We start from the raw sequence: 13,611 nt of genomic DNA, 5'->3' as shown, positions 1-13,611 counted from the left end.
ATGTCTAAAAATAGTGGAAGTAATCTGATATTACATCACTAGGGCATAAAGCGATAGCCAATGCCAGTTTCGGTGAGTAGGTGAATAGGACGTGCTGGGTCATTTTCCAGTTTTTGGCGTAAATGCCCCATATAGATACGCAGATAATGGTTGTGCTCAACATAATTAGGCCCCCAAACCTGTAACAGTAGGTGGCGTTGAGTGAGAACTTTACCACTATTAGCGACGAGTTCACTGAGTAAGCGAAACTCGATTGGGGTTAGATGCAGCTCTTCATTTTGTTTGCTAACGATACGGTTGATAAAATCAATACTAACATCACCAAACTGAAATACTGAGCTCTCTTGGGCTATTTTGCCAAAACGGCGTAAGGCTACGCGGACTCGAGCCAATAGTTCACTAATGCCAAAAGGTTTGGTGAGATAATCATCTGCTCCCGCATCTAATGCGGCAACTTTTTGTGATTCTTCTTCGCGAGCGGATAACACGATAATAGGGATGCTGCTCCATTGACGTAAATCGCGGATCAGATCTAAACCGTCACCATCAGGCAAACCAAGATCCAGTATTAACAAATCAGGCTGGCGAGTTCCTGCTTCAATTAAGCCCCGATGGCAATTTTCAGCCTCAAAAACTTTCCAGCCTTCTCCCTCCAAAGCTAATCGGACAAAACGACGAATTTCTTTTTCATCTTCAATGATCAGTATTTGATGGGGATTCACAATAGTCAGTTATCTCTTCAATATCAGGTAATGGTTTAAAAGGTAAAACAAAGTGGAAACTGGCTCCACCTTTTTTATTATTTTCTGCCCAAATATGTCCATCATGTAATTGAATGATGGCACGACAAATGGCTAGGCCAAGGCCAACACCAGGGATGGCTGATTCTTTTTGTGCGCGTGAAAATTTATCAAAGATAGTTTTTTCTTGCCCATCAGGGATCGCGTTGCTTGCATCCCAGACTTCAATATGTACTTGATTATCTTCTATTTTAGCACAAATACCCATTGGAGTATCCGTGTCACTGTATTTGATGGCATTCTCTAATAAATTAATCAATACTCGTTCGATTAGATTAGCGTCGCAGTAAAGTAATAAATCCGCAGGGATATCAATAGATAAAGGGTGGCTATGCAGTGTGTAATCTAGGGTTCTTACTGCACTACCAGTGATTTCTTGCAATGATTGCCATTCAAAATTAGGTTGAATACCACCTGATTGAAGGCGTGCCATATCCAATAAATTATTAACTAAACGTGAGGTACTGAGCACTTGCTGACGCATTTGGTTAACTTGCTCAGTATAAGGTGAGTTTTCAGCACTAAGGTTTAACGTCAAAATTTCTGCTTGACCAAACAACACGGTGAGTGGCGTTTTTAAATCATGGGAAAGTGCGGCTAACAATGAGTTGCGTAGTTGTTCACGCTCGATATCTAGTTTGGCTAATTCAGCTTGTTTCGCCAGTTTCAAACGCGCAAGTGCGTTTGCGATCAACCCAGTGAAGGTTTGTAACATACGCTGTTGCTCTGGGATCAGCAATTGACGTAAATTATTTGGCTCAATTGCCAGCACAGCAAGTGTCTGATCAGCAGTGGTAATCGGCTGCAACTGATACGGAACGCTAGGCAGTGTATCGGTACCTGCACCAGCAGGTTGACGTTTCTCGAAGCTCCACTTAGCAATTGCTTGGTCGATTTGCATTGGGCTATGCCCTTCACAAGACAAAGGTACTAAGTGATTGTTTTCATCTGGCAATAATAGGCAGGTTTTTGCTTGGAAAGCATTATTAATAAAATGGTAACCTGTCTTACCAATATCTTGCTCCGTAAGGGCTTGGCTCAATTCCTTGGTCATTTCATATAAATGACGCGTACGTTGTTCTCGGTAGCGTGCGATCCGTGCTTGATAGCGCATCCCTGCGGTTAAATTACCAACTACAACACCAACAATTAACATAACAGTAAATGTCACCAAATACTGCATATCCATGATTGCAAGAGAAAAATGGGGTTGGACAAAAAATAAATCGAAGCTAATAACGTTAATTAGGGCCGCAAAAACGGACGGGCGGCGGCCATAAAATAGTGCGACTAAAACGACACCAAGTAAGTAAAGTGTGACTAAGTTAGCTTTATCAAGAGCGAGTAGAAAAGTTCGAGAGAAGATGGTAATTGCGGCACACATCGCAATCGCCATAAAAAAACCGTTAACATCAGTACGCCACTTTTCTGAAAAAGGCTTACGCTCAGGATCTTTTACCCAATCGTTTTTTTCTTCGAGCGCGACTATCACTAAATCAATATCGGGTCCTAATGTGCCTAATCGCTCAGCAAAGCTATTACGGGTGGTGAAACCAAACCATTTACGGCGTTTAACACGTCGGCCAATTAAAATTTTGCCGAGGTTGTGTTCGCGCGCATAACGTAAAATGGCTTTTTCTTCGGACGGATCAGATAAGGTTGCGGTTTCAGCACCGAGATCTTGTGCTAAGCGTAATGCTTTAAGAATGGCTCTGCGATGACCTTCGGGGAGTTGATGTAAGGTTGGCGTTTCTACATAAACAGCATGCCAAACCGATCCCAATTTGGCCGCCAGCCTTGCTGCTGCACGAACTAGCTTCTCATTACCACTGTTGTGACCAATGCAGAGCAGTAAGCCATCGCGGGTATGCCAAACAGGGGCCTGCCCTTTACCATCACGAAATTCACGCATTTGCCCATCAACACGATCGGCAGTTCGTCGTAAAGCGAGCTCTCGAAGCGCAATCAAATTACCTTTGCGGAAAAAATGCTCAATGGCTCGTTCTGCTTGCCCAGGTATATAAACTTTGCCTTCTTTTAAGCGCTGACGTAGATCATCAGGCGGTAGATCGACTAAGACAATTTCATCGGCTGCATCGAAAATATGGTCGGGAACGGTTTCACGAACACGGATCCCTGTGATGCTTCCTACAACATCATTCAGACTTTCAATATGTTGAACATTAATGGTGGTGAGAACATCGATACCTGCATCGAGTAGTTCTTCAACATCTTGCCACCGCTTAGGGTGGCGGCTCCCTGTTGGATTACTGAAAGCGAGTTCATCCATCAAAATAATAGCTGGATGTCTTGCAATTGCTGCGTCAATGTCAAAGGCGTTCATACGACGCCCACGATGATTTAAACGACGCGGTGGTAGTAGAGGTAATCCATCAAGTAGCGCGGCAGTTTCTTCCCTTTCATGTGTCTCTACGACCCCAACGAGTACATCTAGTCCTTGTGAACGTAGTCGTTGTGCTTCTTGTAGCATTGAATAAGTTTTCCCGACGCCCGCACAGGCGCCGAAAAATATTTTAAGTTTGCCACGTCCACTTTCATTCGCTTTTACCAGTAGTTCGTCTGGATTTGGGCGAACCGGGTCTTGATTATCCATAATTAGCCTCAGTGATTCGGTAGGTTAAGCTGTTGTTTTAGCTCATCCAAAGCCATATTAAGCTGCAATACATTGACGATAGGCTCACCCATAAACCCAAGCAAAGGTTTTTGGGTGTATGTTGTGATCAATGATTCTACGTCTTTTAGTGGAAGCTGTCTGTTTTTCGCAATGCGTGGCGCTTGGTAGAATGCCGCTGCGACTGAAATGTCAGGGTCTAAACCACTTGCTGAGCTAGTTAATAAATCCACAGGGATAGCCTGTGACGCATCAGGGTTTTGTGCTCTCAATTGTTGGCTGCGTACGGCGAACGCTTCATTTAAAGCAGGGTTACTTACCGCTAGGTTACTAGCGCCAGAAGCCATAGCATTATAAGGATGCTCCGCTGTTGCGGAAGGGCGACCTAAAAAATAATTTTCCGATTGGTAGTTTTGACCAATTAGCGCTGAGCCAACCACACGGTTATTTTGCTCGACTAAAGAACCTTTTGCTTGCCAAGGGAATAACACATTGGCGATCCCCGTAACAAGTAAAGGATAAGCAACCCCAGTAATGATTGCGAGTAAAACTAAGACCACTATGGATGAACGAAGCATATTCATAATTGATTCCTTATAGGCCAAATAGGCTGATAACCATGTCAATCAGTTTGATACCGACAAATGGCACGATCAGGCCGCCTAAACCATAAATTCCTAAGTTTCTTTGTAGCAGTGACTGTGAACTCATTGGGCGATAATCGACCCCTTTTAAGGCCAGAGGGATCAAGAACACGATGATCAGTGCATTAAAGATCACTGCGGATAACAAAGCTGATGCCGGTGAATGTAGATGCATCACGTTAAGCGCATTCAATTGTGGCCAAGTCACCGCAAATGCGGCAGGAATGATGGCAAAGTATTTGGCAATATCATTAGCGATACTAAAAGTGGTCAGTGAGCCACGTGTCATTAGCATCTGTTTACCAATGTGAACCACTTCAATCAATTTGGTTGGGTTTGAATCTAAATCAACCATGTTGCCAGCTTCTTTTGCCGCTTGAGTACCTGAGTTCATGGCAACAGCAACATCGGCTTGTGCAAGAGCGGGAGCATCGTTAGTTCCATCCCCCGTCATGGCGACTAAACGACCTTCGGATTGGTATTGGCGGATCAGTGCTAACTTCGCTTCTGGGGTTGCTTCAGCTAAAAAATCATCAACTCCCGCTTCAGCAGCAATCGCAGCAGCAGTAAGGTGGTTATCACCAGTGATCATCACCGTTTTGATCCCCATACTGCGCATTTGTGCGAAACGTTCTTTAATTCCACCTTTAACAATGTCTTTTAGTGCGACGACACCAAGTACAGTTTGGTTATCGACTACCACTAATGGTGTGCCCCCTTGATGGGCGACTTGTTCTACTAATTTGTCAGCTTCGAGAGGGAATTTACTGTGGTTCGCTTCAACATAACGACGTATTGCATCGGCTGAGCCCTTACGGATCATACGTTCGCCAACATTGACGCCACTCATACGAGTCATCGCTGAGAATGGTACAAAAGTGGCATTCAGCGCATGTATATCTCTTTCGCGTAAATTAAATTTTTGTTTAGCAAGTACAACAATGCTACGGCCTTCAGGTGTTTCATCAGCTAGAGAGGAAAGCTGTGCTGCATCCGCAAGTTGTTGTTCTGTTACCCCTGCAAGTGGTAAAAATGCAGAAGCTTGACGGTTACCCAAGGTAATGGTGCCTGTTTTATCCAGTAATAACACATCAACGTCACCCGCTGCCTCTACTGCGCGACCGCTAGTGGCAATCACATTAGCGCCTAACATACGGCTCATACCTGCAACACCGATTGAGGAAAGCAGGCCACCAATAGTGGTTGGAATTAAACAAATCAGCAATGCAATTAAAACTAAAATCGAAACAGCACTACCTGCACCTGCATATTCCGCAGAGAACAGGGTGAATGGGTACAATGTTGCACAAGCTAATAAGAAAATAATAGTCAGTGCGGTTAATAAAATCGTGAGTGCAATTTCATTGGGGGTTTTACGACGTTGCGCACCTTCAACCATTGAAATCATACGATCAAGGAATGTTTCACCGGGGTTGACAGTGCACTCGACAATTAACCAATCTGAAAGTACCCGCGTACCGCCAGTAACGGATGAAAAGTCACCACCTGACTCACGGATCACTGGAGCTGATTCACCCGTAATAGCACTTTCATCAACTGAAGCACCGCCCTCGATGACTTCACCATCGCACGGGATGGTTTCACCAGCACGGATCAACACAATATCGCCTTTACGTAGTTGATCTGAGTTAACGGTTTCTTGTGCTGCATCTAATGAAGCGGCAGCAAGGCGTATTGCACTGCTCAGTTTTTTAACCCCTTTAAGGCTTGCGGCCTGAGCTTTACTGCGCCCTTCAGCAAGTGCTTCAGCAAAATTAGCAAATAGCACGGTAAACCATAGCCAGAGCGTGATCATGCCGCTAAACCAAGCATTACCTTCACTATGGCCGGTCAGCATCGCTAGCCAAAGTAGCGTCGTGATGATGCTTCCAATGTACACGACAAACATGACTGGGTTACGCCACTGCGCCTGTGGAGTGCATTTTTTTATGGCATCAATAATTGATTGACGAACTAGAGCACTATCAAACAGTTGAGTTTTTTTCATTTTATTTCCCTCACTATGCCGCTAACCAAATTTGCAAATGTTCTGCTATCGGACCCAGAGCAAGCGCAGGGACAAAAGTCAGCGCACCGATGAGTAAAACGGTTAAGATCAATAAACCAATAAATACAGAGCCATGAGTCGGCAAGCTTGCCGCAGTCGCGATTTGAGGTTTTTTCATCACCAGTGAGCCTGCAATTGCTAGTACTGGAAGGATCACACCAAAGCGGCCTAAAAACATGACAATAGCGAGTACGATATTGTAGAAAGGAGTATTGGTGCTTAACCCTGCAAAAGCGCTACCATTGTTGTTGGCTGCGGAAGAAAAGGCATAGAGAACTTCACTAAAGCCATGTGCGCCTGGGTTAAAAATAGCGGCGCGTCCAGCTTCGGTCATCAAAGCGAGAGTGGTTCCACAAAGTACTAAAGTTGGCGTGACTAAAATGGCAATAGCCACCATTTTCATTTCACGAACCTCAATTTTTTTTCCTAAATATTCAGGTGTGCGGCCAATCATTAAACCTGCGATAAACACTGCCAGTAAAACAAATAACAACATGCCATATAAACCTGAACCAACACCACCAAAGACGACTTCACCAATTTGCATTAACCACATTGGCACCATTCCACCTAATGCAGTAAAGGAGTCATGCATGGCATTCACTGCACCGCATGACGCAGCAGTTGTCACTACTGCATAAAGAGCGGAGCTAAGAATGCCAAAGCGGCTCTCTTTCCCTTCCATATTGGCAGTACTATTTGCAGAAAATTCAGTTAAGAATGGGTTACCAACGTATTCTGCATGTATTACGGTTGCGGCGGCAATCACAAAAATAATTGCCATGGTCCAAAGGAGCGCATTGCCTTGTTTGTTATCGCCCACTGTTCGCCCAAACGCAAAACACAGTGCTGTTGGGATCAAGAAAATTGCCAACATTTGCACAAAGTTGCTTAAAGCAGTTGGATTTTCAAAAGGGTGAGAAGAGTTAGCTCCAAAGAATCCGCCACCATTGGTACCCAATAGCTTAATTGCTTCTTGGGAAGCAACAGGACCCATTGGGAGTAGCTGAGCTGAACTATTCAAGTTGTCACTTAAGATATATGCAGAGAAATTTTGGATCACACCTTGGCTAACAAAAAATAAGGCAAAAACGATGGCTAAAGGCAACAACAAGTAAAGTGTAATACGTGTTAAGTCTACCCATGCATTGCCTAGTGTTTTGCTACTATGGCGGGAGAAAGCGCGAATTAAGGCAAAAACAACGGCGATGCCTGTTGCTGCGGATAAGAAGTTTTGTACTGTTAAACCAGCCATTTGGCTTAGGTAACTAAGATTACTTTCACCACTATAAGATTGCCAATTCGTATTTGTGACAAAGCTGACCGCCGTGTTAAAGGCGAGATCCCAATTCATTCCAGAAAATTTTTGTGGATTGAGTGGTAAGCTGCCTTGAAATAGCAATAAGGTAAATAATAAAACGAATCCTAAAAAATTAAATAATAAGATAGCTAGTGCATAGCGGGACCAATTCATTTCAGCCATTTCGCGGCCTGGTTGTTTAAGACCGCTACAACGCCAGATGAGGGTTTCGGTTTTTGCCATAAACCGCGGCATATCGCCTTCAATTAAGCGAGCAATAAGTAGGCCAAGTGGTTTTGCCAGTAGTAGAAGTACTAGTAGGAAACTGGCGATAAGTAAAAATGCATTTGTGGTCATCTTAAAAATCCTCCGCATTTAGCAGGGCGTAGATCAGATAAACCAGCAGTAAAACAACAAACACTGCCCCAACAATCGAAAGTAGCGACACAGTAGTTTCTCCTTATTATTTCCATGGATGTAGGATAAGGATTAGGTTGTAAAGAAGCTGATAAAAATATAGATGATGGTGTAAAAAAAGTATAAAAATGGCGATAAAACAATCTGCCATTGCCTTTATTGGTGAGTGATTAAATGTTAATTCAATGTGCTAATTTTGTTTTTTTTATTCATTTGAATGTTAACTATTGTAATAAAACTACAAATTGTGCGAAATTTTGGCATTTATAAAGATTTAAGTGGTCAGATCAGTAGTAAAATTACCAATAAGGGCGTATCATCAAGTCAGTTAATTATTTTCATACTATCTGTGCGATTTTGGTCTCTCTTAAATGGGTGCTATGTGTGAATTGAAAGAGGCAAACTAAAATCGGCAAATAATGTGGCTACTGACAGGAGGATATCGATGTCCACATATCGCGAATATTCCCGTAATCAGGTTATTTTACGCCGCGCTGCTGCGATGTCTGCTGGCATACTTGCGTTTCCGGTTATGGTTTTCCATCCACAACGAGCAAAATTCTATAGTTACCTTTATAAGGTATGGGCTAAAACAAGTGAAAAACCTGTTTGGCTTGAACGCTCAGAAATGACAATGGATACGCATCGTTAATCACGACAGTATCAATTGAAAGATCCCCATAATAATCGGGTTATGGGGATTAATTCTATCTTCAATACTTATCACTTCCACTTTCAAATATTTTATTCTTTCAGTAATTATTGAAATGCCATTTATTATCCTGAACATAAATCAGCAAAAATTAGTCATTTCTTTTTATGCTCTAGGCTTATAATCTAGATAGAAAATATCGATAATTATTACCTCTCTACGTAAAGGTGATGCAGTAAAAAGGATTCATTATGCGTAATTTAGCGTTGGAAGAACTTATCAATAATGAGTTGAAAATCAGTGAGTACCAAGACTATGCACCTAACGGACTGCAAGTTGAGGGGCGCTCTCATGTGCAAAAAATTGTCACTGGTGTGACCGCCTGCCAAGCACTTTTAGACAAAGCGGTTGAAATGGAAGCTGATGCGATCATTGTTCACCATGGCTATTTTTGGAAAAATGAGCCATCAGTGATTAAAGGTATGAAAAGAAAGCGTCTAAAAACATTATTGGAAAATGATATTAATCTTTATGGCTACCATTTACCGCTAGATGCGCATCATCAATTGGGTAACAATACTCAGTTAGCCCATTTAATGGGGGTGAAAATTGATGGTCATATCGATCCATTGATGCCATTTGGTTATTTTGATCAGCCGATTACCCCCGCTGAATTAAATGAGCGTCTAGAAACTCGCCTTGGCCGTCAACCATTACACTGTGGTGATACAGGAAAACAAGAAATACGCCAAATTGCTTGGTGTACAGGCGGTGGGCAAGGCTTTATATTGCAAGCGGCTGAATTTGGTGTGGATGCGTTTGTTACTGGTGAAGTGTCGGAGCAAACTATTCATATTGCAAGAGAAATGGGGATCCATTTTTACTCGGCAGGCCACCATGCGACAGAACGTTATGGTATTAAAGCACTGACAAAATGGCTGGTGGATAATCATGATTTAGACGCGACATTTGTCGATATTGATAATCCAGCTTAATACTGTTTTAGAAATAGCAAAGTGCAGCACGCTGTTATTGTGCTGCACTCAGACTGCTGACAAACGTATTTTGTTTGTCTGCGGTCGTTAAGGTTTTTGAAATCAACGAGGAAAATCAATTTATTGATTTTCGGCTGATAACACGGAGTGGGAAAAACCACGCTTTTATCCCACTTCGTCAACAACCTCAGTGCAGCACGCTGTTATTGTGCTGCACTTTATGATTATTGAGTACGGTAACGAAGGGCGAAAACAACCAATATAGCTCCTGATACCACCAAGACCCCACCTAAATGCTGATACCAACCAGCAACCATCAGCCCAACAGCTAATCCGATATAGTAAAGTAATCCTAAAATCGCCCCAGCAGTTCCTTTTCTATCTGCATAGTGGTTCAGAGCATGCGCAAGAATATTTGGGATGGCAATTCCATAGCCAATCACGATCCCCATTATCGGTAAAATAAACCAAACAGAATGTATCAGACTATAAACCATGCCTCCGCTAGTTAAAGAAATGAAACTCGATAACTTAACAAGCTGCTCGGGTGTCCATTTTTTAGCCAATAAATAGCGATTTAAGGTTGAGCCTGCACCAACACCGATGGCTAATAAAATCCCAGTTAGGCCAAATTGCTGTTGAGAGAGCATTAATTGCTCAAAGTGAAATGGTGCAAGTTGGTAATAACTGAATAAATTAATGTTGAAAAATGCTATTAAGATCACATTTCTGAGCATTTCTTTATCCCTAATCATAGTTAATAAAGTGCTCAAAAATGGGGGGTGCATCACATTTATAGGTCGAGTCTCTGGTAATCGATAACAGGACCATAACAATAATCCGACAGCTAAAATAGCTAAGCCAATAAATACGGCTTGATAACCACCATAGCCCACTAAGATCGCTCCGGCTAACATTCCTAGCGCTGGGCTAATGGCGAGAGCGATCCCCATAATGGAGAAAACTTTCGCTAATTCATGCCCTTGATAGCTATCTCGCATAGCAGTTTGTGTGCCAATAGAGCCAACCGCGGCACCAAAAGCAGATAACATGCGCATTAATAACAAAAGATAAAAATGCGTAATAAATAATGTGCCAATAGAAGCAATTGTGTAGATCAGCAAGCCTGCAAGTATAGTAGGGCGACGACCGATGGTGTCACACATTCTTCCCCAAAACACGACACCTAATGCAAATGCAAAGAAGTAGAGCGAAAGTGTTTGAGAGGCTTGTTTGGCATTGACGTGAAATGCGCTGGCAATGTCGGTCAATGCTGGGCTGTATATAGTTTCAACAATCTGTGGAAACATCATTAAGGCAACAGCCAGCCATAATGAAAGTAAGCGTTTCATGTTAATAATCCTACATCGGTAACGAATGACAAATAGTTTAGTGGTGTTTTTAATGTCTTATTACAATAATAAAGACAATAAATATTAAAAATCGGACATGTTATGGCGTGGCTTAATCAGCAAGATAAGTTTGAAACTCATTGGTATCGTGCGCAGATACTTGGCATTGCCGCTGAAATGGGACAACACGATTCAGGCCCACATCAGCACGAGATGGGGCAACTGTTGTTTACTCAGCAAGGCTGTATTCGCATTTCATTAGAAAATCGCTTGTCACTATTGCCACCGGGGCGTGTCGCATGGATCCCGCCATACGTGACTCATAGAGCACAAATGCGATCTTCTGTTGGCTATCGTTCAGTATATCTGAGTACTCAATATGCTAACCAAATTGGTGATGAAGTGATGATTTTATCGGTGACACCTTTGCTTCGAGAGGTGCTTGAACGCATTGCTGTCGCACCCTTTGATAGCCAATGGCAGCATGGCCGATTAGCGAATTTATTACCAGTGTTTATTGATGAGCTGCAATCAGCAAGTAAAGAACCTACATTGTTAGCGATCCCCCAAGATCGCCGCATGAAAGGTCTCAATATGGATAAATTGCCACCAACCTTGGTAGAACTGGCAAAAACAGTCGGTGCGAGTGAAAGAACGATCACGCGTATTTTTTTACGTGAAACAGGGGTGAGCTATCAAGCTTGGCGTCAACAATGGCGGTTTATCAAGGCGATAGAATTGTTAGCTCAAGGTAAACCCTACCATTTTATTACTCAAGAGTTAGGGCTGACTAGTGATAGCGCATTGATTAGTTTCTTTCGAAAAATGAGTGGGGTTACGCCAAGGGAGTATCAATATTCAGGTGAAATATAGCCGGTGAAAGATAATGCAAAAAAGCCCCGAAAACGGGGCTTTGGCAGTGTAGGGATAGATTTAGTTAAAATATTATTTTTTTGATAAATGAGTATTAAATTCACGTTTGTCATAGCCAGTGTAGAGCTGGCGAGGACGTGCAATTTTTAAACCATCGTCATGCATTTCGTTCCAGTGTGCTATCCAACCGATAGTACGGGCAATAGCAAAAATCACGGTAAACATAGATGAAGGAATACCCATTGCTTTCAGGATGATACCTGAATAGAAGTCAACGTTCGGGTACAGTTTCTTCTCAATGAAGTACGGGTCGTTCAGTGCGATACGTTCCAGCTCCATTGCGACTTCAAGCAGACTGTCATTTAAGCCCAACTCGTTCAGAACTTCATGGCAGGTTTCACGCATGACAGTTGCACGTGGATCATGGTTTTTATAAACACGGTGACCGAAGCCCATCAAGCGGAAAGAGTCATTTTTGTCTTTCGCACGTTCGATAAAGGCAGGTATGTGTTCAACTGTTTGGATTTCTTCCAACATGCGTAGGCAAGCTTCGTTAGCTCCACCGTGAGCCGGCCCCCACAGAGATGCAATACCTGCAGCGATACAAGCAAATGGGTTAGCGCCTGAAGAACCAGCGGTACGGACTGTTGAGGTTGATGCATTTTGTTCGTGGTCAGCGTGGAGGATTAAAATACGATCCATTGCGCGCTCAAGCACTGGGTTTACCACGTAATCTTCACACGGTGTAGAGAACATCATGTACAAGAAGTTACCTGCGTAGGACAGATCATTACGTGGATAAACAAAAGGTTGGCCGATTGAATATTTATAACACATCGCAGCGACTGTCGGCATTTTTGACAGCAGACGATAAGCGGTGATTTCGCGATGGCGAGGGTTATTGACATCAAGTGCATCGTGATAGAAGGCAGCGAGTGCACCAGTCACACCACATAATACGGCCATTGGGTGTGAGTCACGACGGAAACCATTAAGCATGCGTGTGATCTGCTCATGGATCATGGTATGGCGAGTTACTGTATTTTTGAATGTTTCATATTGTTCTTGAGTAGGTGCTTCGCCGTACAGCAGGATGTAGCAGACTTCAAGGTAAGAGGCTTCAGTTGCCAATTGGTCAATTGGGTAGCCACGGTGCAGCAGAATGCCTTTATCGCCATCAATGAACGTGATTTTAGATTCACATGAGGCAGTAGAGGTAAATCCAGGGTCGTAAGTATAAAACCCTTTAGAACCCAAAGTTCGGACATCGATAACGTCTTGACCGAGAGTAGGGGATAGAATGTCTAGTTCAATTGTACTTGCACTCTCAGTCGTTAGCTTAGCTTTGTTATCAGCCATTTACGGTCTCCTTAGCGCTTGATAATCAACACCCAACAACCAGCACCCAGCGTTATACTGTGTCTTTACGCATTGTTCTACCGGTGTGTTGTGGAAATCAGCTAGCAATCACATTAAATTCTGAAACCGGACGACCGACGACAATGTTTTTAGGTTGTTTACGAGTGTGTAGATGTTATGTTCTTTTTGTTGTTTTCCCTACAATATCATTATTTTTAGTAAGGGAAACAACTTTCATAACTTTTGTTTTTTCTTTCACGCCGTTTGAGATCTTCGGACGTTCAGATAATTCTACCAGCCATATATGTAAGATAAATGTTGAATCATTGTCAAATAAGATAAGCACATTTATGCAAAATGTTTAAATCGTGATCCCTCTCACTGTTCGGGCTAAATGTCTCCAAACATTTTGTGTGGGAATTGTAATAGCAATGTGAAGACTTTATACTTGGCGGCAGGTCTCCGGATTACCCTGATGTAGGAGTTCCAGCGTAATCAGTATGCAACTCTATTTGAACA

The 13,611-nt window shown here is 42.8% G+C and carries 11 protein-coding genes; 3 read left to right on the top strand and 8 right to left on the bottom strand.

The window, feature by feature from the left end:
* Positions 1-38: 38 nt before the first annotated feature.
* From kdpE to kdpF, 6 genes are read right to left on the bottom strand one after another with little or no spacing between them, the layout of a single operon-like run.
* Positions 39-722 (bottom strand): two-component system response regulator KdpE, encoded by a 684-nt coding sequence (gene kdpE / locus AC3Z9T_RS07080; RefSeq protein ID WP_490125494.1) that lies wholly within the window; start codon positions 720-722, stop codon positions 39-41.
* Entirely contained in the window at positions 694-3,414 is a 2,721-nt protein-coding gene (gene kdpD / locus AC3Z9T_RS07075) for a two-component system sensor histidine kinase KdpD (protein WP_490125493.1), read from the bottom strand. Before kdpD ends, kdpE begins: the two co-directional genes overlap by 29 nt.
* 8 nt (positions 3,415-3,422) lie before the next feature.
* A complete protein-coding gene (kdpC, locus tag AC3Z9T_RS07070) occupies positions 3,423-4,016 on the bottom strand; it encodes a potassium-transporting ATPase subunit KdpC (protein ID WP_490125492.1) in 594 nt (197 codons plus the stop codon).
* 10 nt (positions 4,017-4,026) lie between these two features.
* Positions 4,027-6,084: a potassium-transporting ATPase subunit KdpB gene (kdpB, locus tag AC3Z9T_RS07065; protein WP_490125491.1), complete on the bottom strand. Its 2,058-nt coding sequence runs from the start codon at positions 6,082-6,084 to the stop codon at positions 4,027-4,029.
* Between the two features lie 13 nt (positions 6,085-6,097).
* Positions 6,098-7,801, bottom strand: a complete 1,704-nt coding sequence (kdpA, locus tag AC3Z9T_RS07060; RefSeq protein WP_490125490.1) for a potassium-transporting ATPase subunit KdpA — start codon at positions 7,799-7,801, stop codon at positions 6,098-6,100.
* Between the two features lies 1 nt (position 7,802).
* Positions 7,803-7,892: a K(+)-transporting ATPase subunit F gene (gene kdpF / locus AC3Z9T_RS07055; protein ID WP_081335827.1), complete on the bottom strand. Its 90-nt coding sequence runs from the start codon at positions 7,890-7,892 to the stop codon at positions 7,803-7,805.
* A 414-nt stretch (positions 7,893-8,306) separates the two neighbouring features.
* Here kdpF and AC3Z9T_RS07050 point away from each other — a divergent pair, with 414 nt between their 5' ends.
* Positions 8,307-8,513: a YbfA family protein gene (locus tag AC3Z9T_RS07050; RefSeq protein ID WP_490125489.1), complete on the top strand. Its 207-nt coding sequence runs from the start codon at positions 8,307-8,309 to the stop codon at positions 8,511-8,513.
* A gap of 251 nt (positions 8,514-8,764) precedes the next feature.
* On the top strand, positions 8,765-9,508 hold the full coding sequence (locus tag AC3Z9T_RS07045) for a type 2 GTP cyclohydrolase I (RefSeq protein WP_490125488.1): 744 nt from the start codon (positions 8,765-8,767) through the stop codon (positions 9,506-9,508).
* 224 nt (positions 9,509-9,732) lie between these two features.
* Here the strand turns inward: AC3Z9T_RS07045 and AC3Z9T_RS07040 are convergent, their stop codons facing one another.
* Entirely contained in the window at positions 9,733-10,860 is a 1,128-nt protein-coding gene (locus tag AC3Z9T_RS07040) for a multidrug effflux MFS transporter (RefSeq protein ID WP_490125487.1), read from the bottom strand.
* Positions 10,861-10,962: 102 nt separating this feature from the next.
* On the opposite strand from AC3Z9T_RS07040, the gene AC3Z9T_RS07035 reads away from it, so the two are divergent.
* Positions 10,963-11,733, top strand: coding sequence for an AraC family transcriptional regulator (locus tag AC3Z9T_RS07035; protein WP_490125486.1), 771 nt, complete (start codon positions 10,963-10,965; stop codon positions 11,731-11,733).
* A 72-nt stretch (positions 11,734-11,805) separates the two neighbouring features.
* Here AC3Z9T_RS07035 and AC3Z9T_RS07030 read toward each other — a convergent pair whose 3' ends face one another.
* Positions 11,806-13,092: a citrate synthase gene (locus tag AC3Z9T_RS07030; RefSeq protein ID WP_490125485.1), complete on the bottom strand. Its 1,287-nt coding sequence runs from the start codon at positions 13,090-13,092 to the stop codon at positions 11,806-11,808.
* Positions 13,093-13,611: the final 519 nt, after the last annotated feature.

The sequence above is a fragment of the Providencia sp. 6390 genome (assembly GCF_058148425.1).
The sequence above is the reverse complement of the archived record's forward strand: the minus strand, read 5'-3'. Positions and strand labels throughout refer to the sequence as shown.